Source organism: Burkholderiales bacterium (genome assembly GCA_035560005.1).
In the GTDB taxonomy this organism is placed as follows: Bacteria; Pseudomonadota; Gammaproteobacteria; order Burkholderiales; family Eutrophovitaceae; genus DASRFY01.
In genome coordinates, this window is the sequence record DATMAN010000089.1 from 22,407 (window position 1) to 44,479 (window position 22,073).

Here is a 22,073-nt window from a genome sequence, read left to right on the forward strand (position 1 = left end):
TGTCCGCCGCGCTAGTGGCGCGGCCTGTAGAACCGGCCTTCGCTCAACATGACCTCATGATGGCCGCGACCGGGCGGGATCATGGGAAAGCAGTTGGCCTGTGCCGCGACCGCGACATCGAGAAAGAAAGGACCCGGATAGGCCAGACATTCCTCGATGGCGCCGTCCAGTTCGCGCGGCGACCACACGCGGCGCGCGCCCCATCCGAAGGCCTTGGCCACTTGCACGAAGTCGGGCAACGCCGCGGTGTAGCTGTGGCTGTAGCGGCCCTCGTGGATGAATTCCTGCCACTGGCGGACCATGCCCATGTAGCCGTTGTTGCACAACAGGACCTTGACCGGCGCGCGATGCTGCACCGCGGTGGAAAGCTCCTGCAGGTTCATCAGGATCGACGCATCGCCGCTCACGCACGCCACGGTCTTGTGCGGATGCGCGATCTGCGCGCCGATCGCGGCCGGCAGCCCGTAGCCCATGGTTCCCGCGCCGCCCGAGGTCAGCCAGCGGCGCGGCCGCTCGAAGCGCAGATACTGCGCCGCCCACATCTGATGCTGTCCGACGTCGGTCGCCACGATGGCGTCACGCCCGGCGAGCGCGCGCTGCAAGGCTTGCATCATCTGCTGGGGAAGGATGTGCGCCTCCTGCGGGGCGAAGGCAAGACAATCCTGCGCGCGCCACTGCCCGATCGTCGACCACCAGGGCGCCAGGCGCTGTGCCCGCAGGCCGGTGGACTCGAGTTCCTCGAGCAGCTGCTCCAGCACTTCGCGGCAATCGCCGGCGATCGGCACGTCGACCCGGACCCGCTTGTTGATCGAGGCAGGATCGATGTCGACGTGGATCTTCCGGGCTTGCGGGCAGAAGTCGGCCAGCTTCCCCGTCACGCGATCATCGAACCGCGCGCCGACGCAAACCACCAGGTCGGCATGGTGCATCGCCAGGTTCGCCTCCAAGGTGCCGTGCATGCCGAGCATGCCGAGGAACTGCGCATCGGACGCCGGAAACGCGCCCAGCCCCATCAGCGTCAAGGTACAGGGGGCCCCGGTGCGGCGCACGAGTGCCGCGAAAGCCTCGCAGGCGGCCGCACCCGAGTTGATCAGGCCGCCACCGCCGTAGAACACCGGGCGCTGCGCCCGGCCGATCAACTCCGCCGCCTGGCGGATGGCCGCGCGCGGCGGCGCTGTCACCGGGCGCGGCAGGGCAGGCACGGCTTCGCCCGCCACAGGCTCGGCGCGCGCCAGTTGCACATCTTTCGGGAAGTCGAGCAGTACCGGCCCCGGCCGCCCCCGCATGGCCACGGCGAGCGCCTTGCGGACCAGCTTGGGCACCGCTGCGGCGCTTCCGATCTGCGCGTTCCATTTCGTGACCGGTCGCGAAAGGCCCAGCGCATCGCACTCCTGGAAAGCGTCGGTGCCAATCAGTGCACGCGCCACCTGGCCGCTGATGCACACTACCGGTACCGAATCGCACATCGCATCCAGCAGACCCGTCACCGTGTTGCTCATCCCCGGTCCGGACGTGACGAACACCACGCCGGGCTTTCCGGTGCTGCGGGCGTAGCCCTGCGCCGCGTGCACCGCCGCCTGCTCGTGGCGGACCAGGACGTGCCGCAGCCGCGGCTCGGAGTGCAGCGCGTCGTACAGCGGCAGCACCGCCCCGCCGGGGTAGCCGAAGACCACTTCGACGCCTTGTTCCAGGAGGGTGTCGATGAGCAGCGCGGCGCCGGACCGAAGGGGTCGGGTGCGCGACCGAACGGTGCCAGGGACGGGGGTGAGGACCGGCTCATCCATGCCGCAATCTTATTGACGATGGTCGGGAAAAGGCGTCTTATTTTTCTGGCTGATGGCGGGAAATTCGGGAAACTTTTCCAGAAACGGCGGAAACAGAGAATGAAGCTCGACAAGTACGATCTGGCGATCCTGGCTGTGCTGCGCCAGGACGCCCGCGCCAGCCTGCAGGACATCAGCGCCCGGGTCGGGCTTTCCACGACGCCGTGCTGGAACCGGATCAAAAAGATGGAAGCCGACGGCGTGATTCAGGGCTACACCGTGCGCGTGAACGCGGAAGCGCTCGGTTTCACCGAAACCGTCATCGTGCAGGTCACGCTCGACAGCCACAGCGAGGAGACGCTGTTCGAGTTCGGGCGCCGGCTGGAGCAGATTCCGGAGGTCCTGGAAGCCTATCTGGTGTCCGGCGATTACGACTACTACATCCGCATCGCGGTGAAGGACACGCGCGACTACGAGCGGCTGCTGCGCGAAAAGCTCTACCGCATTCCCGGCATTCGCCACAGTCGGTCGAGCTTCGTGCTGCGCGTGCTGAAGGAAAGCCCGATCCCTTTGCCGGTCGCCGCAAACGCGCCGCGCCAGCCGGCGCAGGCTGCGCTTGACGCGGGCTCCACGGCCAGGCGCCGGCCCTAGGCGATGGCGCGCGCCGCCCTGGTCGATGCGCTGGGAACCGAGCACGCCCCGGCTGCGCAAGCGCGCATCGCCTGCCTGGTGCCTAGCCTCACGGAATTGCTGTTCGCGCTCGACCTGGGAAACCAGGTGGTGGCGCGCACCGGTTTCTGCGTGCATCCGCGCAGCGCGGTGAAAGCAGTGCCGAAAGTCGGCGGCACCAAGGACTTCGATCTCGACAAGCTGCGCGCGGCTGCGCCCACGCACCTCCTCGTCAATGTCGACGAGAACCCGAAGGAACGGGTCGAGGCCGCGGCGCGGTTCATCCCGCACGTGATCGTCACGCATCCGCTGGGACCGCTGGACAACCCACCGCTGTACCGGCTGGTGGGCGGCATTTTCGGCCGGCAAGCGCAGGCCGAAGCGCTGGCCGGGCATTTCGAAACGGCCTACCGCGATGCGGTGCAAGCAAGCGCGCGCCTGCCGCGCGAACGGGTGCTCTACCTCATCTGGAAAGATCCGTGGATGACGATCTCGCGCGAAACCTACATCGCCCGCACGCTGGCGGCGGTGGGCTGGGACCAGATCGAAGTCGGGGGCGCCGACCGCTATCCGGAGATTCCACTGGAGGACTTTCTGGGAAAGGTGGATCGGGTGCTGCTTTCTTCCGAGCCCTACGCCTTCACGCGGCGCGACGTGCAAAGGGTCGAGCGGCTGATCCAGCATGCATTACCCGCCACTGCTTGCCCGTCACCCCTCACCGTCTGTCGCATCGACGCACAGATGACGTCCTGGTACGGCAGTCGGGCGATCGAGGGCATGCGCTACCTGAAAGCGATCCGGGCGTCGTCTTGATTCGCCCGCGGGCTGCCGCTAACCTCCGCGTTCTTTTTGGGGACCAGCAGCCGCTGCGCGGAGGAACAATGGAAAACAACGTCATTATCCGGGCCGAGAAGACGATGGAGCGCGGCATTTTCGCCAGCCGCTGGGTCCTCGCGCCTTTCTACGTCGGGCTGGTGCTCGCGCTCGTGCTTCTGCTCGTGAAGTTCGTGCAGGAGCTGTTGCATTTCATCCCGAACATCCTGAAGATCGACGAGGCGCAGGCGATCCTCGGTGTGCTCACCCTGATCGACCTGTCGCTCGCCGGCAACCTGCTGCTGATGGTGATCTTCGCCGGCTACGAGAACTTCGTCTCCAAGATCGACGTGCGCGGCCACGAAGACCGGCCGACCTGGATGGGCACCGTGGATTTCAGCGGGCTCAAGCTCAAGCTGATCGCCTCGATCGTGGCGATCTCGGGGATCCATCTGCTCAAGGCCTTCATGAACGTGCACGCCATGGACAAGCAGGATCTGATGTGGCTCGCCATCATCCACGGCGTATTCGTGATCTCCGGGGTGCTGCTCGCCTGGATGGATCTGCTGGTGAGCAAGGCCGACCAGCTGCACTCCGGTCACTGAGGGCCGCAGGGCGGCGGAAGACTTCTGCGAGGAGGGCGAACATGAACTGGAAACCGTTGCTTTTCGGTGCCGTCATCGGCGCCGGGGTCGTGTCGATCATCGGGGCGACGCAGAATCTGGCGGGCGTCTATCAGATCGCGGCCACGACGTTCAACAACAACATACCGGCTGCGTTCGTCGTCAACACCTCGAGCGGCGAGGTCCGATTCTGCACCCCCGCAGGCTGCGAAGCGATCGGCATGAGCGTCGGGAAAGCCGGCGAGCGCTGATCCGCGCCGCGTATTTGCCACGTCCCGAAGGGCCGAGACGCCGCGTGTAGTCCGGCGTCGGCGGGCGCAAGGATTCGCCGCGCGGCTTGCCTCGCGGGCTCTCAGTGCACCGCCTTGGCTGGACTGGCCGGCGCGAACCGCTTCTGCATCTCGCGCCGCAACTTCACGGCGGCGGTCGCATCGTCGATCGCAACGTCCGTCCAGCGCACCGCTTCGCCGGCGGCGACCGGCGCGAGCAGCTTGACACCGTGGGCAAGCCCCAGCGGCAGCGCGCCGGTGGCGAGCGAGTCCTCCGCAGGCAACAGCTTGCCGACCACGGTGTAGCCGCCCTCGCCGTCGAGCACTTCCCCGGTCTTCAGATCGCGTTTGGCGGTGGCCACCACGTCGGCGCGGAATCCGGTCGGGCAGCCGGTCGCTTCGCCGCGCACGCCGACCGACGCGACCGAAATTCCGGCTTCCAGGCCGATCAGGTGCCAGCGCTTGTACAAACAGGCGTAGCGTCCCGAAGTGTCGGTGCGCACCATGTATTCCTTGAAGCAGTTGCGGATGTATTCGGTCTCGCCCTCGAACACGACAAAAACGCCGAAGCGGATGTCGTAGGGGATCGCGCGGCCGTCGCGCTCCAGCGATGAAACGACTTCCACCTGTCCCTTGTGATGCAGATATCCGCCTTCCGCGACCGGGCGCATCACGTTCGGGATGTCGTCGATGCTGGCCGGCGGAAACTGCAATCCGTCCGGACCAGGCGTGAGGCCGGTGGCGTTGCACACCGCCGTGCTTTCGATCGCCGGCTTGGACCCGTCCAGAAACGAGTTGAACATCTTCGGATTGAGGCCGCCGATCTTCGCCTGCTCCGGCGTGAGCCCGTAATAGCCCCACACCGTCTCGGGTGTGGATTGGGCGAAGTGCGGCAGCCACTTGTGGCCGCGTCCGGCGGCGACCACGTTGAAGCCGCAGGCGCGCGCCCAGTCCACCAGGTCGCAGATCAGCGCGGGCTGGTCGCCATAGGCCAGGCTGTAAACCACGCCGGCCTCCGCCGCGCTCCGGGCCAGCATCGGACCGCACAGCGCGTCGGCCTCGACGGTGACCATCACCACGTGCTTGCCGTGACGGAACGCCGCGAGCGCGTGCTCCACCGCGGCAATCGGATGGCCGGTGGCCTCGACCACGATGTCGATGCGCGGGTCCGCGACCAGCGCCCGCCAGTCCTCGCCGACGTGAGTGAGACCGGAGGCGAGCGCCGCGTCGAGCGAGCGCGCGGCGTAGCGCTCCGGGGGCCAGCCCACGCGCTGCAGGTTGGTCCGTGCGTTGGCCGGCGACAGATCCGCGATCCCGGCCAGATGCACCCCCGGCGTCTTGGGCACCTGAGCCAGATACATCGCCCCGAACTTGCCGGCGCCGATCAACCCGATGCGCAGCGGCTTGCCCGCTGCCTGCCGCTCGATCAGCTTCGCGTACAGATTCATGGTTGCTCGCCGGAAAAGATCGGAACCTCAGCGCAGAGGCGCCGAAGACGCAGACAGCGCGGAGCAATGCGTTTTCCTTCGCGCCTTCGCGTTTCGTTCCTGCATTGGATTTGCTTCGTGTCCTTGGTGCTTCGATCCGAGTGGTTGCTTCAGGCCACGAGCTTGGGCTTGAGCGCTTCCTCGGGCGTGCCGTCCTTCCAGGGCAGCGGGACGTCGTAGTGCTTCAGCAGGCAGTCGTCGGGCAGGCATTCAATCGGCGTGAAGTCGCGATGCGCGATGAATTCGGGACGCTTGAAGCGCCGGATATGGTTCGAAACCGCGCACAGGCTCAGGTACACGCTCACCCGGTTCCACGGCGAGAGGTTGGACGAGGATGCGTGCACGAGGCAGGAGTGGAACAGGATCATCGATCCCGCCGGTCCCTTCGGCGCCACGATGCCGCCGCGGGCGACCAGCTTGGCAATGGTGTCATGGTTGATCGTCCACAGCGGATAGCTCGTGGTGGAGACATCGTGCTCGGCGTCGAGCACACCCAGCTTGTGGCTGCCGGGAATGAACATCAGCGGGCCGTTGAACTCGTTGACCTCGTCGAGGAAAATGGCGACGTTCATCGCGCGCGGCTCCGGCATGAGGTCATCGTTCTTCCAGGTCCCGAAGTCCTGATGCCATTGCCAGACGTCCCCGTCGAAGGCCATCTTGCCGTTGATCTTGAACTGGTGCATGTACACCGGCTCGCCGAACAACTGGATGGCCGGCTCCACCATGCGGGGATGGCGCGCGAGCTTGGCGAACGGATAGCTGTACAGGTGTGCCGCGAAGTTGGTGCGCACGGCATCGGTGCCCTTCTCGCGCACGTTCTCCGGACGGTGCTGCGCAAAAAGCCTGGGCACCTCCTCGATCAGCGGTTTCATTTCCTCGGCCGAGAACAGCCCGGGAAAAAACAGGTAGCCGTCGCGGTCGAATCGGGTGATCTGTTCGGGTGCGAGTTTCATTGGTCGCTCCTTGACTGGCGCGGAGGTCCTGCTTCCCGGTCGTTGCCGGATGCGCAGGTCCGGCTAGTCTAGCGCGACGCCCCGCGGCTTGCGCGCTCCGGACATCCCGTACCGGGTCCCGGCGGGAAAGCCATTCGGCTTACTGCTGAACCGAGTCGCTGCCCGCCAGCCCGAATTCCGCCAGTTCCCGCGCCGTCAAGTACTTCGCGTCTTCCGGAGGAATCGCCATCATCGCCTCGAGCAGGTGCTCGGGCGTGGAGGTGAGCTGGAAGAAGGCCCGGATGTCTTGCAGCAGCGAGCCGTATTCGAGCTCGGCCTCCGCGACCGGCTCCAGATTGCGGTCGAACACGGTCGGGCGATGGATGGCGACCGCACCCTCTACGGTGCGGTGCGTGGCGCCGGCCAGCAGAAAGATGCAGGAGCTGGCGCACTGGGCTTCGGCGAAGACGTAGGCCGCCGCCCGGGCATTCCTCAGTTCGCGTCCGATCTGCAAGGCCGCTGCGACCTCGCCACCGGGACTGTTGAGATAGACCTCGACTTGCACCGGCGCGCGACGCTGATTCGCGAAGAACGCTCGCACCGCCGCCGCGTCGGCCTTGGAGATGTAGCCGTAGATGCTCAGACACGCGCGCTCGGGATTGAGGCACGCGCCGTTGCCCTCGTCGATGACGCCCACCCCGCCGATGGCGGGTGCCGCGCAGGCGACGGCCATGCAGAGCCCGGCCGCGGCGAGCGCACGCCTCGATCGCGCTCGATCACCGCCCGACCGGTGAGCCGGCGGTTTCGGCTTCCAGCTCACCCGGCGGTCTTGTCTTGACGCGCCTTCGGCGCCTTGCGGGTGGCGGCGTCCGGCTCCGAATCGAGCCGTAGCTTGGCGTAGCTGCCCGGGGCATCTTCGATCACCCCGAGTCCCCCGTCTCCCGGTTTGCGCGCGGGCACCTTCTCGCCGCCGTGCTGCGCGATCCACTGGCCCCAGTCGGTCCACCAGGAACCGGGATGCTTCTCGGCTTGCGCCAGCCACCGGTCGGCGCTGTCGGGCAGCTCGGGATTGGTCCAGTACCAGTACTTGCCGGCGCCGGGCGGATTGACGATTCCGGCGATGTGACCGGAACCGCCGAGCACGAACTTGACCGGCCCGTTGAGCAGCTTCGCACCCTTGTAGGTCGTCTTCCACGGCGCGATGTGGTCCTCGACCGTGGACACGAAATAGGCCGGCGTGGTCACCTTCGTGACGTCGATCGGCACGCCGGCCAGGGTGATGCCGCCCGGCTCGCGCAGCTTGTTCTTGATGTACATGTTGCGCAAGTAGAAGGTGTGCATGCGCGCCGGCATGCGCGTGGAATCCGAGTTCCAGTACAGCAGATCGAACGGGAAGGGGTCCTTGCCCAGCAGATAGTTGTTGACCACGAACGACCAGATCAGGTCGTTGGCGCGCAGCATGTTGAAGGTCGCCGCCATCTCCGAACCCTCCAGATAGCCGCGTTGCGCCATCTTCCTTTCGAGGTTGGAGACCACCTCCTCGTCGACGAATACCCCCAGCTCGCCCGGTTCGGAGAAGTCGATGAGCGCGGTGAAGAAGGTCGCGCTGCGCACGCGCTGTGCCCCGCCCTTCGCCGTGAGCCAGGCCAGCAGGCATGCGCTCAGCGTGCCGCCGAGGCAGTAGCCGATGATGTTGAGCGTTTTCTCGCCGGTTGCCTTCTCGATGGCGTCCATCGCGGCGAGCGGACCTTCGAGCAGATAGTCGTCGAAGGTCTTGTGCGAGAGCTTCTCGTCCGGGTTGACCCAGGAGATCACGAATACCGTGATGCCCTGATCCACCGCCCACTTGATGAAAGAGTTCTTCTGGCGCAGGTCGAGGATGTAGTACTTGTTGATCCAGGGCGGCACGATCAGCAGCGGCGTGCGGTAGACCTGGGGCGTGGTCGGCTCGTACTGGATGAGCTGCATCAGATCGTTCTGGAACACGACCTTCCCCGGCGTGGTCGCCACGTTCTCGCCCAGTTTGAACGCCTTGTAGTCGGTCATGCTGATCGCGAGCCGGCCGCGGCCGCGGTCCAGGTCCTGCAACAGATGGTTCAGCCCCGCGAGCAGGTTCTTGCCCCCGGACTCCAGCGTGGTCTTCAGCACTTCCGGGTTGGTCAGCACGAAGTTGGTGGGCGCGAGCGCGTCCACGTACTGGCGGGTGAAGAAACGCACCTTGCGCGCGCTCTGCGGATCCAGGCCTTCGACTTCGGCCACCGTCTTCTGGATGTTTTGCGCCGCGATGAGATAGGACTGCTTGATGTAGTCGAATATCCAGTTCTGCCACAGGTCGCTGTTGAAGCGGTTGTCGGACTTCGCCGGCTCCGCGACCGGCGACACCGGCTCGCCCGCCAGCCGACGCAGCGTCGTCTGCCAGAGCTCGAAGTAGTCGTGCCACATCTTGAGGCCGGCCTCGGCCACCTTGAAGGGATCGGCCATCATCCGCGTGGCCAGTTCGGCGAATGCCTTGCCCACCCCGATCTCGTCGGGGTTCTCTTCGCCCAGCTTGGCTGCCTGCCCGGCCAGGTGCTCCTTGACGAGGTGGTTGGCCCGCAGCGCGATCTCCGCCAGCAGCCGAGCCGTCTCGGTCGGATCGGCGGCCGAGCAATCGTGCGCAGGGTGTCGTTCGGCCATGGGACTAAGCTAGGACGATCTTCGTGTCCGTGCAAGCGCGGCTTTCACACCGCGAACGGCGCAGGGCACGCGCGAGGCGTACTCCGGCGCCGTCACTTTCCGCCTTTCGCTGCGAAGGCGGCCTTGTCTTTGGTGCGTGCCGGCCCGCGTCCGCTGCGCCCGCTGCGATCGGTGCCTTCTGCCTGGCCGTAGGTCCTGAACTTGGCCAGCACGACGGCCATCTCTTCATCCGGAAGCAGGTTCGGCTGGCCGACCTGCAGCGCCCGCCAGTATTGCTCGCACAGCGCTTCGACCTCCACCGCGAGCGCCAGCGCCTGATCAAGGCTCTCGCCGATCGCGATCATGCCGTGATTGGCCAGCAGGCACGCCTTGCGTTCCTCGAGCGCCTCGAGCGCGTGGTCCGACAGTTGTTGCGTGCCGAAGGTGGCATAAGGCGCGCAGCGGATCGAATTGCCGCCGGCCACCGCGATCATGTAGTGAAACGCCGGCACTTCGCGCCCCAGGCAGGCGAGCGTGGTCGCGAAGCTGGAATGCGTGTGGACCACCGCCCGGGCGTCCGCCCGCCTGCGGTAGATGTCGTGGTGAAAGCGCCACTCGGAGGAGGGCGCCAGCCGGCCGTGGGCGCAGCCTTCGCGATCGACGAACACGATGTCAGCGGGCTTGGTTCGGTGGTAGGCGAGCCCGGAAGGAGTGACCAGGAAGCCGTCCTTCCAGCGCGCGCTGACATTGCCGGACTTGCCGCGGTTGATGCCGAGCGCGTTCATCGCCAGCGCGGTGGCGATGATCGCCTTGCGCAAGCCGAGTTCCGTCACGGCGCCTTCTTCTTGTACAGCGCGGCGAGTCCCTTGCGCGAGGCCGGCGCGATCCCGCGGTCGGTGATGATTCCGCTCACCAGCCGCGCCGGCGTGACGTCGAAGGCCGGGTTGGCCGCGCGCAGCCCTTCGGGCCCGATCCGAACGCGCGCCGGTTGCCCTTTCTCGTCGAATCCGTGGACGGTGAGGACCTCCTCGCCGCCGCGCTCCTCGATCGGGACTTCCCGCATGGCGTCGGCGATCGTCCAGTCGATGGTGGGCGTGGGAACCGCGGCATAGAAGGGAACCTTGTTGTCCTTGGCGGCGAGCGCCTTGAGATAGGTGCCGATCTTGTTGCAGACGTCGCCAGCGGCCGTCACGCGATCCGCCCCGACGATGACCAGATCGACCTGCCCGCGCTGCATGAGATGCCCGCCGGCGTTGTCCGCGATCAGCGTGTGCGGCACGCCGTGGCTCGCCAGCTCCCAGGCGGTGAGCAGGCCCTGGTTGCGGGGCCGCGTCTCGTCCACCCACACGTGGACCGGCACGCCCTGGTCATGGGCGAGGTAGACCGGCGCCAGCGCGGTCCCGTAATCGACGGTGGCGAGCCAGCCCGCATTGCAGTGGGTGAGGATGTTCACGGTGTCGTTCTTTCTTTCAGCCACGGCGCGAAGCAGTTCCAGGCCGTGCCGTCCGATCGCGCGATTGAGCGCCACGTCCTCTTCCGCGATCGCCTCCGCTTCCTCCCAGGCGGCCTCGATCCGTGCATCCGGGGGCAGCGGTTTGAGTCGCGCGAGCATGCGCTCGATCGCCCAGCGCAGGTTCACCGCCGTGGGTCGCGTGCTGAGCAGCAGCTCGGCCGCGCCGGCCAGTGCCGCGTCGCTGCTCTCCTCGCGCATGGCGAGCGCCAGGCCGCAGGCCGCCGTGGCGCCGATCAGGGGCGCTCCGCGTACCTGCATCGACTTGACGGCATGCGCCACCTCGCTCACGCTCGCCAGGCGCCGGGTGCGAAACTCGTAGGGCAGCCGCGTCTGGTCGATGATGCCGACGCGATCCGCCTCGCGCCACACGCTGCGATAGGCAACACCCGCGACCTTCACGCGCGCCTCTCGAAACGGTGCACCCCGTCGGCGCCGGTGTGGCGCGTCAGGCGCCCCTGATGCCAGAGGTGATGCAGGTGGGCGAGCGATTCGCCCATCGCGAAGAACAACTGGTGGTTGTCCAGCGGCCGGCGGAACAGGACCGGCATCAGCTCCGCCGCACTCTTCGGACTGTGACAAGCGTCCAGCACTTCGCGCAGGCGTTCTTCGTGATGGCGGTGCAGCGCGGCGACGCGGCTGTGCGCGCCGCGGAAGGGAAGGCCGTGCGAAGGCAGCACGAGTACCCCGGCGGGTAACGTGCTGAATCGGTCGATCGAGCGCAGGAACAGCCGCAGCGGATCGCCTTCCGGTTCGATCGGCCAGACGCTGACGTTGGTGCTGATCCTGGGCAGCAGCATGTCGCCCGAAATCAGCACGTCGAGTGCCTCGCAATACAATGCCGCGTGTTCCGGGGTGTGTCCGTAACCCACGATCACGCGCCAGCGGTTCTCGCCGATGTGCAAATCGTCCCCATCCATCATGCGCCGGAACTGCGCCGGCGGCGCACTGACGCGCGCCCGGTAGGGATTGCCGCGACCCTCGATCGCGTTCACCCGCTCCCGATCCAGCCCGTTCACGGCAAAGAGTCGCGCGGTGGCCTGCGCACTGTAACCGGCGATGCGGTCGTAGTGGGCGTGCGCGGTCAGGTACTCCGACTCGGTCATCGTGAGCGGCGCACCGGAGCGCTCGATCAGCCAGCCGGCGTTGCCCATGTGATCGGGGTGGTAGTGGGTCACCACGACCTTTGTCAGCCCCGCTGCGCCGATGACTTCGGTGAAGATCCGCTCCCAGTGCGCCTGCGTGTCCGGCAGCGCGATGCCGCAGTCCACGGCCGCCCAGCCGCCGTCATCCCTCAGCAGCCAGAGATTGATGTGGTCCAGCGCGAAGGGCAACGGCATGCGCAGCCAGTAGACGCCGGGTGCGACTTCGCGCGCGCTGCCCGGGGCGGGGGGCTCGGCGAAGGGGAATTCGAGCGGTGCGGACGCTTCGGCCGCAAGCGCCCGGGCGGGCCTGGTCATGAGCATCGAAATGCAGTGCGCCGCGCTTCGCGGCGAGCGATTGGATTCTACTTGACGTTTACGTAAACTGGAGCCTGGATGAAAGAGAGCTATACCATCACCGACCTGGCGCGCGAGTTCGGCATCACCACGCGCGCGATTCGCTTCTACGAAGACCACGGACTGCTCGCGCCCAGACGCGTGGGTCGTAACCGCGTGTACGGGAGCCGCGATCGTGTCCGGCTCAAGCTCACGCTGCGGGGGAAGCGTCTGGGCTTGTCGCTCTCCGAGATCCGCGAGCTGCTGGACATGTACGACGCCGCCAAGGGCGAAAAGGCGCAGCTTCTCCGCTTTGTCGAAGTGCTGGAAAGGCGGCGCGCGATTCTCGAGCAACAGCGCGAGGACATCGAGGCGGTGCTGGGGGAGATCGCCCAGCTCGAAGCCCAATGCCGCAACCTCCTGGGGGAGCGGGGCGAGGGGGCGGCCGATAGCTCAGTGAGCGCTGACACATCAATCGTAAGAATCTGATCAAACGGTTTGTTGTTTCTTGGAGTGACGTTAACGTAAACGTAATCTAGACTCCCGGCAGGAAACCGGTCGCGTGTCCGCCTTCAAGCCCGCAAACCCATCCTTCGCCGAGCGCGTGCGCGACAGCTTCGAGCGCCAGGGCGTGATGGCGCTGCTCGGCGCGCGCTTGAACCGCGTCGAGCCGGGTCGGTGCGGGATCCACCTGCCGTACCGGCCCGAGCTTTCGCAGCAGCACGGCTATTTCCACGGCGGGATCATCGGTACCATCGCAGACTCCGCCGGCGGTTACGCAGCGTTCACGCTGATGCCCGCGGATGCGAGCGTGCTCACGGTCGAGTACAAGATGAACCTGCTGGCTCCGGGAGACGGCGCGCTGCTGATCGCACGCGGGCGGGTGGTCAAGCCCGGTCGCACGCTGATCGTCGCCGCGGTGGACGCCGTCGTCGTGAAAGGCGGTCGCGAGACGCTGTGCGCCACGTTGCTGCAGACGCTGATGACCATGCACGGGAGGCCCGATCGATGAAACCCGGAGAAACCTTCAGGAAGGAATTTCACTCGCTCGACTTCGGCCTGGGGCAGGAAATCGACATGCTGCGCGAAAGCGTGCGCGCCTTCGCCGCGAAGGAGATCGCGCCGCGCGCCGCGGACATCGACCGCCAGAACGCCTTTCCGACGGATCTGTGGCGCAAGTTCGGTGCCCTCGGCGTGCTGGGCATCACCGCCGAGGAGGAATTCGGCGGCTCCAACATGGGCTATCTCGCCCACATCGTCGCGATGGAGGAGATCTCCCGCGCCTCGGCGTCGGTCGGCCTGTCCTATGGCGCTCACTCCAACCTCGCCGTCAATCAGCTCCAGCGCAACGGCACGCAGGCGCAAAAGCGCGCATACCTGCCCAAACTGATCTCCGGCGAGTACGTCGGCGCGCTGGCGATGAGCGAACCCGACTCCGGCTCCGATGTGGTGAGCATGAAGCTGCGCGCGGAGCGCAAGGGCGATCGTTACGTTCTCAACGGCAGCAAGATGTGGATCACCAACGGGCCGGACGCCGATGTGCTCGTGGTCTACGCCAAGACCGACGTGAAGGCCGGCGCCAAGGGCATCACGGCGTTCATCGTGGAGAAGGGCTTCAAGGGATTCTCGACCGCGCAGAAGCTGGACAAGCTCGGCATGCGCGGCTCCAATACCTGCGAGCTGGTGTTCCGGGATTGCGAAGTGCCGGCCGAAAACGTGCTCGGCGAAGTGAACGAGGGCGTGCACGTGCTGATGAGCGGACTGGATTTCGAGCGCGCGGTGCTGGCCGGCGGCCCGCTCGGCATCATGCAGGCGTGCATGGACGTGGTGATCCCGTACGTGCATGAGCGCGTGCAGTTCGGGCAGCCGATCGGCGAGTTCCAGCTCATGCAGGGAAAGCTGGCCGACATGTACACCACGATGAACGCGTGCAAGGCCTACGTCTATGCCGTCGGACGGGCGTGCGACCGGGGGGAAACCACGCGCAAGGACGCGGCCGGGGCGATCCTTTACGCGGCGGAGAAGGCCACCTGGATGGCGGGCGAGGCGATCCAGGCGCTGGGCGGCAACGGCTACATCAACGAATATCCCACCGGGCGGTTGTGGCGCGACGCGAAGCTCTACGAGATCGGCGCGGGTACCTCGGAGATCCGCCGCTGGCTTATCGGCCGCGAGCTTTTTTCCGAAACGAAGTAGAAGCGTTTGGCGCAGGGCAAGCAGAGCAAACCTCGGGAGTCGATGTCTGGAGCGGGACGTGAAGAGCGGATCGGTGCCGACTGTTCAACATTCTTGGCGTTTCATCATCCGCGTCGATGATTGGCTGTCTTGTTCTTCCTCTGCGTCCCCTGCGGTCTCGAGCCGGAAATGACGACGGTTGCGGAACAGACCGAGCAGGATCTGGCGTTCCTGATCGCGCAGGGGATGCTCGATGGCTTCAACCGGCACTACCGGCTCTTCCGGGAGACCAGCCGTTACGCGAAGTCGCTGTTCGAGAACGGCCAGTGGGCGGAACTGCAGCGCATCTCCCGCGAGCGCATCGCCTTCTATTCGCGGCGCGTCGACGAAACGGTGCGGTACCTGCAGCGCCGCTTCAACACCGATGCGCTGCCCGACGCCGTCTGGCAGCGGGTCAAGCTGCATTACGTCGGGCTGCTGTCCAACCACAAGCAGCCCGAGCTGGCGGAAACCTTCTTCAACTCGGTGAGCTGCCGCATCCTGCATCGCAGCTACTATCACAACGACTTCATCTTCGTGCGGCCCGCGCTGTCCACCGAGCACATCGATTCCGATCCGCCGACCTACCGCAGCTACTATCCGTCCCAGGCGCGATTGCGGCGGGTCTTGCGCGCGATCCTGGCCGAGTTCGCCCTGCGCAACCGTTTCCAGGATCTGGAGCGCGACCTGCGCTGCCTGCTGCGCGCCGCGCGCGCCCGGCTGCCTCGGCCCTTCGTGCCCGAGGCCAACCACCAGATCCAGGTGCTCTCCTCGCTGTTCTTCCGCAACAAGGGCGCGTACGTCATCGGCAAGATCGTCAACGGCAACCTCGAGATCCCGTTCGCGGTCCCGATCCTGCGCAACGACGACGGCACGCTCTACCTTGACACCGTGCTGTTCGAGACCGATCAGCTCGCCATACTCTTCGGTTTCTCCCGCGCCTATTTCCTGGTGGACATGGAGGTGCCTTCCGGTTACGTGCAGTTCCTGCGCGGCCTGCTGCCGCGCAAGCCGGTGGCCGAGCTCTACACCATGCTGGGGCTGCAGAAGCACGGCAAGACGCTTTTCTACCGCGACTTCCTCCATCACTTGAGGCATTCGAGCGACCAGTTCACGATCGCGCCCGGCATCAAAGGCATGGTGATGCTGGTGTTCACGCTGCCCTCCTACCCGTACGTCTTCAAGGTCATCCGGGACGCGATCCTGCCGCCGAAGGAAATCACGCGCGAAGGCGTCAAGCAGAAGTACCTCATCGTCAAGCAGCACGACCGCGTGGGCCGAATGGCGGACACGCTGGAGTACACCGACGTCGCGTTGCCCAAGGAGCGCTTCTCGGCGGAGCTGCTGGACGAGTTGCGCAGCGTGGCGCCCTCGGTGCTGGAGGACGAGGGCGACACGCTCATCATCAAGCACCTGTACGTCGAACGGCGCATGACGCCGCTCAACTTGTATCTCGATCAGGCTTCCGACGAGCAGGTGCGCCGCGCGGTCGAGGACTACGGCCTGGGGATCAAGCAGCTCGCCTGGGCCAATATCTTTCCGGGCGACATGCTGTTCAAGAACTTCGGCGTCACCCGCTACGGGCGCATCGTGTTCTACGATTACGACGAGATCGCATACATGACCGACTGCAACTTCCGGCGCATCCCGCCGGCACCGACCCCCGAGGACGAATGGTCGGCCGAGCCGTGGTACCCGGTCGGGCCGAACGACGTCTTCCCCGAGGAATTCGCGGCCTTCCTGCTCGTCGATCCGCGCGTGCGCGAAGCCTTTCTCGCCGAACATGCGGATCTCCTCGCCCCGGAGTTCTGGAACCGGGCCAAGGAGCGGATCGCCGGCGGCCACATCGAGGACGTCTTTCCTTATCCGGAGTCGATGCGCTTCCGGAACAGGCCGGCGTTTCGAAGCTCACCAACAAGGCAGCAAGACACGCAGGGACACGAAGGACAGCGCATGCGACGAGGTAGTTCTTCGTGAACTTTCCCTCTTTGTGGTGAGACGCGGTTTTCATGGAGGTTCCTATGGCAACCGACCCCGTGGTAATTGTTTCCGCAGTGCGTACCCCGATGGCCGCGTTTCAGGGTGAGCTGAAGGATTTCTCCGCGGCCCGGCTCGGCGCGGCGGCGATTCGCGCGGCAGTGGAGCGCGCCGGCATCGCCCCGGAGCGGGTGCAGGAGGTGATCATGGGCTGCGTGCTGCCCGCCGGTCAGGGTCAGGCGCCGGCGCGCCAGGCGGCGCTCGGCGCCGGACTGCCTCTGTCGGTCGGTTGCACGACGGTCAACAAGATGTGCGGCTCGGGCATGAAGGCGGCGATGCTCGCCCACGACCTGCTCGCCGCCGGCACCAACGACGTCATGGTGGCCGGCGGGATGGAATCGATGACCAACGCGCCTTACCTGCTGCCGAAGGCGCGGGCCGGCTACCGCATGGGACACCAGCAGGTGCTCGACCATATGTTCCTCGACGGCCTGGAGGACGCCTACGACAAGGGCCGGCTGATGGGCACTTTCGCCGAGGACTGCGCCGCGAAGTATTCGTTCACGCGCGAGGCGCAGGACCGTTTTGCGGTGACCTCGCTGCAGCGCGCGCAGAAGGCCAACCAGGACGGCAGCTTCGCCTGGGAAATCGTTCCGATCGCCATCAAGGCGGGCAAGGAAGAGCGCTTCGTGGAGCGCGACGAGCAACCGTTCAAGGCCAGCTTCGAAAGGATTCCTCTGCTAAAGCCGGCGTTCCGCAAGGACGGCACGGTGACCGCCGCCAATTCCAGCTCGATCTCGGACGGCGCGGCGGCGCTGGTGATGATGCGTCAATCGACCGCCGAAGCGCTGGGGCGGACGCCGCTCGCGCGCGTGGTCGGCCATTCGACCCACGCGCAGGAGCCGGGCTGGTTCACCACCGCACCGGTGGGCGCCATCCGCAAGCTCTTCGACAAGACCGGCTGGAGCAAAGACCAGGTCGATCTGTACGAGATCAACGAGGCCTTCGCGGTGGTCACCATGGCCGCAATGAAGGAGCACGGTCTGCCGCACGAGAAGGTCAACGTGCACGGCGGCGCCTGTGCGCTCGGCCATCCGATCGGCGCCTCCGGCGCACGCATCCTCGTCACCCTGATCGGCGCGCTGCGCAAGCACGGCGGGCGGCGCGGCGTCGCCGCCCTGTGCATCGGCGGGGGCGAGGCCACCGCCATGGCCATCGAGCTTGTCTAGAGTCGATGTCGGAAACGCGCCGTCGCCTTGGATGCAAACAGATGGCATTGAACGCCGTGCGCCTTCGGAGTGAGAGATGGTCGACAAGAAGATAGGATTCATCGGCGTCGGGATGATGGGCCACGGGATGGCGAAGAACCTGGTCGAGAAAGGCTTTCCGACCACGATCCTGGCGCACAGAAACCGCGCTCCCGTGGAAGACCTCGTCAAGCGCGGAGCGAAAGAAGCGAAAGACGTCGCCGCGCTGGTTGCGAGCTCGGACGTGGTGTTCCTCTGCGTCACCGGCTCGCCGCAGGTCGAGGACCTGGTGTACCGCAAGGACGGAATCCGGGACAGCGTGAAGCCGGGACAGATCGTGGTCGATACCTCGACCAGCCTGCCGTTCTCCACCCTGAGAATCGCGGCCGATCTCGCGGCCAAAGGCGCGCGCTTCGTGGACGCGCCGCTCACCCGCACGCCGGTGGAGGCGGAGCAGGGGCGGCTCAACACCATGGTGGGCGCCGACGCGGAAACCTTCCGGGAGATCGAGCCGGCGCTCAGGGCGTTCTGCGAGAACGTCTTCCACGTGGGCGAAGTAGGCGCCGGCCACAAGATCAAGCTCATCAACAATTTCGCGGCCATCGGGCAGATGGCCTTGATCGCCGAGGCGCTCATTGCCTGTGCCAAGCTCGGCGTCGATCCGAAGAAGTACTTTCAACTGGTATCCACGGGCGCGGCCAACTCCGGCATCTTTCAGATGCTGGCCGGCAAAGCGGTCGAGGGCGATTTCACCGGCATGAAGTTCGGGTTGGCGAACGCGCTGAAGGACGTGCGCTATTACATGCAGATGGCGATGGAGGGCAGCGTGTCCGGCCCGATGGCCGCCTCGACGCTGACCTCGCTCACGCAGGCCGTGAACCTGGGTTTCGGCGCACCGGAGCACCTGGTCGGCGCGCTGGTGCAGGCGCAGGCGAAGATCAACAACACCCCCTTCCCGCCAAAAACATGAAACACGGATTCGGAACGAACGCACCACCAAGGCCACGGGACAATCCAAGTACAGATTCGATCCTGGCGCGGCTTTCCTTGGTGCCTTCTGTGTCCGGGCGGTTCATAACGGGTGTGGCGGAGTCATGAGCGAGAAGAGACTGATTTCGTCGGGATCGAGCTTCGAGAAAGTCGCGGGCTACAGTCGCGCGGTGGTCGACGGCGACTGGGTATTCGTCTCCGGCACGACCGGCTACGACTACTCCACCATGACCATAGCGCCCGATCTCGAAAGCCAGGCGCGCCTGGCTTTCCGCAATATCGCGCACGCGCTGGCGCAGGCGGGTGCGAGCCTGGACGATGTGGTGCGCGTTCGCTACTACCTGACCGACCGCGAAGACTTCAAGAAACTCGCGCCGCTATTCGGCGAGTTTCTGGGCCAGGCGCGCCCTGCGGCGACCGCGATCGTCTGCGCGCTCGTGGAAGACGCAATGAAGATCGAGATCGAAGTCACCGCGCGCCGTCGCGACCGGACGGTTGTGGCGAGCGGGGCCGATCGCATGAGCCAGCCCGGACGGGCCTGAGTCGCATCGAGGAGAGCATGCCAGATCCCATCGAGTTCTACTTCGATTTTTCTTCGCCCTACGGCTACTTCGGCGCGACCCGCATTTCGGGCATCGCCGCCAGACACGGGCGCCAGGTGGCCTGGAAACCGATCCTGCTCGGCGCCGTGTTCAAGGTGACCGGCATGGGGCCGCTTCCCTCGCTGCCGCTCAAGGGGGACTACAGCCTTCGGGACATACGCCGAGTCTCGCGCCTGTGGCAGATCCCGTTCAACATGCCGAGCAAGTTCCCGATTCCCGGGCAGGCGCCTTCTCGCATCACTTACTGGATGCAAGCCCACCATCCGGCCAGGCAGGAGGCGGCGATCCTCGCCCTGTACCACGCGTACTTCGTCGAAGACCGCGATATCTCCAGCCCCGAAGTGGCCGCCGAGGTGGTCTCGTCCATCGGCGTGGACCGTGCCGCACTGCTCGCAGCGACGCAGGACCCGGCGATGAAAGAAAGGTTGAGACAGGAAGTGGACGCCGCGATCGCCAAGGGCGTGTTCGGCTCGCCTTACATCATCGTGGACGGCGAGCCGTTCTGGGGTTCGGACCGGCTGGAGCACGTGGAACGCTGGCTCGCAACCGGCGGCTGGTGAGTTCCCGTATCCTCGCGGAGGACCGATCCGGTGCCAGAGTATCTGTTGTACGGTTTCGCGCAGTCCGGTAACTCGTACAAGCCGGCCCTCTTTCTCCAACTGGCGGGGGCCGACTGGGCGCCGCGCTTCGTGGACTATTTCAACGGCGAGACCCGCACGCCCGCCTACCGCGCGATCAACGTCATGGGCGAAGTGCCCGTGCTCGAGCACCGCGGCAAGCGCCTGACCCAGTCGGGCGTCATCCTGGACTACCTGTCGGAGCAGCTCGGCTGCTTCGGACCGCGCGATGCGGACGAACGGCGCGAGATCCTGCGCTGGTTGCTGTGGGACAACCACAAGCTCAGCAGCTATACCGCCACTTGCCGCTTCATGCGCATGTTTGCGCCGCAGACCGATCCGGCCGTAGCCGCCGAATTCCGCAAACGCGCGGAAGCCGCCTGGAAGATCCTCGACACTCATCTTTCCGGACGCACGCACGTGGTCGCAGACCGGCTGACTATCGCGGACTTGTCGATCTGCGGCTACCTGTTCTGGGACGACGAGCTGGGTGTCGACTGGAGTCGGTACCCGAGCATCCGGCAGTGGCTCGCGCGCCTGCGCACGGAGCCGCGCTGGAAGCATCCCTACGAACTGCTGCCCGGTCACCCGATCCCCGCGAAAGCCGGCTAGATGTCTGTCCTCCAGAGCAAGCTCGACCCGCGCTGCGCGCAATTCAAGGCCAACGCGGAGGCGATGGCACAACTGGTCGCCGATCTGCGCGCGAAGGTGGCGATCGTCGCGCAGGGCGGCGGCGACGCGGCGCGCGAGAAGCACACGGGGCGCGGGAAACTGCTGCCGCGCGAGCGCGTGCGGCGCCTGCTCGACGTGGGTTCCCCGTTCCTCGAGCTTTCGCAGCTCGCCGCGTGGAACATGTACGACGGACAGGTGCCATCGGCCGGGATCATCACCGGCGTTGGCCGCGTCTGCGGGCGCGAATGCGTGGTGGTGGCCAACGATGCCACCGTGAAGGGCGGCACCTATTTCCCGATGACGGTGAAGAAGCACTTGCGCGCGCAGGAAATCGCCCTGCAGAACCGCCTGCCGTGCATCTACCTGGTCGATTCGGGCGGCGCCAATCTACCCAACCAGGACGAAGTGTTTCCCGACCGCGACCATTTCGGCCGCATTTTCTACAACCAGGCCAACCTGTCGGCGCTGGGGATTCCCCAGATCGCCTGCGTGATGGGCTCGTGCACCGCGGGCGGCGCCTACGTGCCGGCGATGGCGGACGAGACGGTCATCGTCCGGAACCAGGGCACGATTTTTCTTGGCGGCCCGCCGCTGGTGAAAGCGGCTACCGGAGAGGTCGTGAGCGCCGAGGAGCTGGGTGGCGCCGAGGTGCACGCGCGGATCTCCGGCGTGGCGGATCACTACGCGCTCGACGACGAGCACGCTCTGCAGATCGTGCGGCGGATCGTCCTGCACCTGAACACGAAGAAGGAGGTCGCGCTCGATCTGCGCGAGCCGCGCGAGCCGCTGCACGATCCCCAGGAGCTATACGGCGTGGTGCCGACCGATACCCGCCAGCCGTTCGACGTGCGCGAAGTCATCGCCCGCATTGTGGATGGTAGCGAGCTGGACGAGTTCAAGCCGCTCTACGGCACGACGCTGGTCACCGGTTTCGCGCACCTCTATGGTTATCCGATCGGAGTGGTGGCGAACAACGGCATTCTGTTCTCGGAATCTGCGCTCAAGGGCGCGCACTTCATCGAGCTTTGCGCGCAGCGCGGCATTCCGCTCGTTTTTCTCCAGAACATCACCGGCTTCATGGTCGGGAAGAAGTACGAGGCGGGCGGAATCGCCAAGGACGGCGCCAAGATGGTGACCGCCGTGGCGTGCGCGCAGGTGCCGAAATTCACCGTGATCATCGGCGGCAGCTTCGGCGCTGGCAACTACGGCATGTGCGGGCGCGCCTACTCCCCACGCTTCCTCTGGATGTGGCCCAACGCCCGCATCTCCGTGATGGGCGGCGAACAGGCCGCGGCGGTGCTGGCGCAGGTCAAGCGCGACGGGCTGGAAAAGTCCGGGAAGGCGTGGAGTCCGGAGGAAGAGGAAGCGTTCAAGGCGCCGATCCGGGCGCAGTACGAGGTGCAGGGCCACCCGTACTACGCGACCGCGCGGCTGTGGGACGACGGCGTGATCGATCCGGCGGACACCCGCATGGTGCTGGGGCTGGGCATCTCCGCGGCGCTCAACGCGCCGATCGCCAGAACCACATTCGGTGTCTTCCGGATGTAACGGCATG

22 protein-coding genes are annotated in these 22,073 nt (G+C 66.0%); 14 read left to right on the top strand and 8 right to left on the bottom strand.

Features of this window, described 5'->3' with window-relative positions; all coding sequences use genetic code 11:
• Positions 1-11: 11 nt before the first annotated feature.
• A complete protein-coding gene (gene ilvB / locus VNM24_13080) occupies positions 12-1,784 on the bottom strand; it encodes a biosynthetic-type acetolactate synthase large subunit (GenBank protein HWQ39513.1) in 1,773 nt (590 codons plus the stop codon).
• A gap of 99 nt (positions 1,785-1,883) precedes the next feature.
• Between ilvB and VNM24_13085 the strand changes: the two genes are divergently transcribed.
• The 4 genes from VNM24_13085 to VNM24_13100 all read left to right on the top strand — a co-directional run bounded on the left by VNM24_13085 (position 1,884) and on the right by VNM24_13100 (position 4,119).
• Positions 1,884-2,414: an Lrp/AsnC family transcriptional regulator gene (locus VNM24_13085; GenBank protein HWQ39514.1), complete on the top strand. Its 531-nt coding sequence runs from the start codon at positions 1,884-1,886 to the stop codon at positions 2,412-2,414.
• Between the two features lie 3 nt (positions 2,415-2,417).
• On the top strand, positions 2,418-3,245 hold the full coding sequence (locus VNM24_13090; protein ID HWQ39515.1) for a helical backbone metal receptor: 828 nt from the start codon (positions 2,418-2,420) through the stop codon (positions 3,243-3,245).
• A gap of 68 nt (positions 3,246-3,313) precedes the next feature.
• Positions 3,314-3,850 carry a TIGR00645 family protein gene (locus VNM24_13095; GenBank protein HWQ39516.1) on the top strand — a complete coding sequence of 179 codons (537 nt, stop codon included), beginning with the start codon at positions 3,314-3,316 and terminating at the stop codon, positions 3,848-3,850.
• Positions 3,851-3,891: 41 nt separating this feature from the next.
• The gene (locus VNM24_13100; protein HWQ39517.1) at positions 3,892-4,119 is read left to right on the top strand and encodes a hypothetical protein; all 228 of its coding nucleotides are present in this window, start codon (positions 3,892-3,894) and stop codon (positions 4,117-4,119) included.
• 101 nt (positions 4,120-4,220) lie between these two features.
• On the opposite strand, the gene VNM24_13105 is transcribed toward VNM24_13100, so the two are convergent.
• From VNM24_13105 to VNM24_13135, 7 genes are all read right to left on the bottom strand, one after another.
• Entirely contained in the window at positions 4,221-5,585 is a 1,365-nt protein-coding gene (locus VNM24_13105) for a Gfo/Idh/MocA family oxidoreductase (GenBank protein HWQ39518.1), read from the bottom strand.
• A 149-nt stretch (positions 5,586-5,734) separates the two neighbouring features.
• Entirely contained in the window at positions 5,735-6,577 is an 843-nt protein-coding gene (locus tag VNM24_13110; protein HWQ39519.1) for a phytanoyl-CoA dioxygenase family protein, read from the bottom strand.
• 139 nt (positions 6,578-6,716) lie between these two features.
• Positions 6,717-7,289, bottom strand: a complete 573-nt coding sequence (locus VNM24_13115) for an ATP-dependent Clp protease proteolytic subunit (GenBank protein ID HWQ39520.1) — start codon at positions 7,287-7,289, stop codon at positions 6,717-6,719.
• Positions 7,290-7,372: 83 nt separating this feature from the next.
• The gene (phaC, locus tag VNM24_13120) at positions 7,373-9,232 is read right to left on the bottom strand and encodes a class I poly(R)-hydroxyalkanoic acid synthase (GenBank protein HWQ39521.1); all 1,860 of its coding nucleotides are present in this window, start codon (positions 9,230-9,232) and stop codon (positions 7,373-7,375) included.
• 92 nt (positions 9,233-9,324) lie between these two features.
• Positions 9,325-10,044: a class II aldolase/adducin family protein gene (locus VNM24_13125; GenBank protein HWQ39522.1), complete on the bottom strand. Its 720-nt coding sequence runs from the start codon at positions 10,042-10,044 to the stop codon at positions 9,325-9,327.
• Positions 10,041-11,123, bottom strand: a complete 1,083-nt coding sequence (gene mtnA, locus VNM24_13130) for an S-methyl-5-thioribose-1-phosphate isomerase (GenBank protein ID HWQ39523.1) — start codon at positions 11,121-11,123, stop codon at positions 10,041-10,043. The genes VNM24_13125 and mtnA overlap by 4 nt, the downstream gene beginning before the upstream one ends.
• A complete protein-coding gene (locus tag VNM24_13135) occupies positions 11,120-12,187 on the bottom strand; it encodes an MBL fold metallo-hydrolase (GenBank protein ID HWQ39524.1) in 1,068 nt (355 codons plus the stop codon). Before VNM24_13135 ends, mtnA begins: the two co-directional genes overlap by 4 nt.
• 72 nt (positions 12,188-12,259) lie before the next feature.
• Here VNM24_13135 and VNM24_13140 point away from each other — a divergent pair, with 72 nt between their 5' ends.
• The 10 genes from VNM24_13140 (at position 12,260) to VNM24_13185 (ending at position 22,066) form a co-directional block, all read left to right on the top strand.
• Positions 12,260-12,688, top strand: coding sequence for a MerR family DNA-binding transcriptional regulator (locus VNM24_13140; GenBank protein ID HWQ39525.1), 429 nt, complete (start codon positions 12,260-12,262; stop codon positions 12,686-12,688).
• 73 nt (positions 12,689-12,761) lie between these two features.
• A complete protein-coding gene (locus VNM24_13145; GenBank protein HWQ39526.1) occupies positions 12,762-13,211 on the top strand; it encodes a PaaI family thioesterase in 450 nt (149 codons plus the stop codon).
• Positions 13,208-14,395 (top strand): isovaleryl-CoA dehydrogenase, encoded by a 1,188-nt coding sequence (locus VNM24_13150; GenBank protein HWQ39527.1) that lies wholly within the window; start codon positions 13,208-13,210, stop codon positions 14,393-14,395. Before VNM24_13145 ends, VNM24_13150 begins: the two co-directional genes overlap by 4 nt.
• Before the next feature lie 168 nt (positions 14,396-14,563).
• The gene (gene aceK / locus VNM24_13155) at positions 14,564-16,390 is read left to right on the top strand and encodes a bifunctional isocitrate dehydrogenase kinase/phosphatase (protein HWQ39528.1); all 1,827 of its coding nucleotides are present in this window, start codon (positions 14,564-14,566) and stop codon (positions 16,388-16,390) included.
• Between the two features lie 44 nt (positions 16,391-16,434).
• A complete protein-coding gene (locus tag VNM24_13160; GenBank protein ID HWQ39529.1) occupies positions 16,435-17,619 on the top strand; it encodes an acetyl-CoA C-acetyltransferase in 1,185 nt (394 codons plus the stop codon).
• Positions 17,620-17,695: 76 nt separating this feature from the next.
• Positions 17,696-18,607, top strand: a complete 912-nt coding sequence (locus tag VNM24_13165) for an NAD(P)-dependent oxidoreductase (protein ID HWQ39530.1) — start codon at positions 17,696-17,698, stop codon at positions 18,605-18,607.
• Positions 18,608-18,731: 124 nt separating this feature from the next.
• Complete coding sequence (locus VNM24_13170; GenBank protein ID HWQ39531.1) at positions 18,732-19,169, top strand: RidA family protein; 438 nt, start codon at positions 18,732-18,734, stop codon at positions 19,167-19,169.
• A gap of 17 nt (positions 19,170-19,186) precedes the next feature.
• Positions 19,187-19,789 (top strand): 2-hydroxychromene-2-carboxylate isomerase, encoded by a 603-nt coding sequence (locus VNM24_13175; GenBank protein HWQ39532.1) that lies wholly within the window; start codon positions 19,187-19,189, stop codon positions 19,787-19,789.
• Between the two features lie 30 nt (positions 19,790-19,819).
• Entirely contained in the window at positions 19,820-20,458 is a 639-nt protein-coding gene (locus VNM24_13180; GenBank protein HWQ39533.1) for a glutathione S-transferase, read from the top strand.
• Complete coding sequence (locus tag VNM24_13185) at positions 20,459-22,066, top strand: carboxyl transferase domain-containing protein (GenBank protein HWQ39534.1); 1,608 nt, start codon at positions 20,459-20,461, stop codon at positions 22,064-22,066.
• The last annotated feature ends 7 nt before the right edge of the window (positions 22,067-22,073 follow it).

Bases quoted from the DNA above. Each gene is read 5' to 3' on its own strand.
- ilvB (HWQ39513.1), bottom strand. From the start codon at position 1,784: ATGGATGAGCCGGTCCTCACCCCCGTCCCTGGCACCGTTCGGTCGCGC.
- VNM24_13085 (HWQ39514.1), top strand. From the start codon at position 1,884: ATGAAGCTCGACAAGTACGATCTGGCGATCCTGGCTGTGCTGCGCCAG.
- VNM24_13090 (HWQ39515.1), top strand. From the start codon at position 2,418: ATGGCGCGCGCCGCCCTGGTCGATGCGCTGGGAACCGAGCACGCCCCG.
- VNM24_13095 (HWQ39516.1), top strand. From the start codon at position 3,314: ATGGAAAACAACGTCATTATCCGGGCCGAGAAGACGATGGAGCGCGGC.
- VNM24_13100 (HWQ39517.1), top strand. From the start codon at position 3,892: ATGAACTGGAAACCGTTGCTTTTCGGTGCCGTCATCGGCGCCGGGGTC.
- VNM24_13105 (HWQ39518.1), bottom strand. From the start codon at position 5,585: ATGAATCTGTACGCGAAGCTGATCGAGCGGCAGGCAGCGGGCAAGCCG.
- VNM24_13110 (HWQ39519.1), bottom strand. From the start codon at position 6,577: ATGAAACTCGCACCCGAACAGATCACCCGATTCGACCGCGACGGCTAC.
- VNM24_13115 (HWQ39520.1), bottom strand. From the start codon at position 7,289: ATGGCCGTCGCCTGCGCGGCACCCGCCATCGGCGGGGTGGGCGTCATC.
- phaC (HWQ39521.1), bottom strand. From the start codon at position 9,232: ATGGCCGAACGACACCCTGCGCACGATTGCTCGGCCGCCGATCCGACC.
- VNM24_13135 (HWQ39524.1), bottom strand. From the start codon at position 12,187: ATGCTCATGACCAGGCCCGCCCGGGCGCTTGCGGCCGAAGCGTCCGCA.
- VNM24_13140 (HWQ39525.1), top strand. From the start codon at position 12,260: ATGAAAGAGAGCTATACCATCACCGACCTGGCGCGCGAGTTCGGCATC.
- VNM24_13150 (HWQ39527.1), top strand. From the start codon at position 13,208: ATGAAACCCGGAGAAACCTTCAGGAAGGAATTTCACTCGCTCGACTTC.
- aceK (HWQ39528.1), top strand. From the start codon at position 14,564: ATGACGACGGTTGCGGAACAGACCGAGCAGGATCTGGCGTTCCTGATC.
- VNM24_13160 (HWQ39529.1), top strand. From the start codon at position 16,435: ATGGCAACCGACCCCGTGGTAATTGTTTCCGCAGTGCGTACCCCGATG.
- VNM24_13165 (HWQ39530.1), top strand. From the start codon at position 17,696: ATGGTCGACAAGAAGATAGGATTCATCGGCGTCGGGATGATGGGCCAC.
- VNM24_13170 (HWQ39531.1), top strand. From the start codon at position 18,732: ATGAGCGAGAAGAGACTGATTTCGTCGGGATCGAGCTTCGAGAAAGTC.
- VNM24_13175 (HWQ39532.1), top strand. From the start codon at position 19,187: ATGCCAGATCCCATCGAGTTCTACTTCGATTTTTCTTCGCCCTACGGC.
- VNM24_13185 (HWQ39534.1), top strand. From the start codon at position 20,459: ATGTCTGTCCTCCAGAGCAAGCTCGACCCGCGCTGCGCGCAATTCAAG.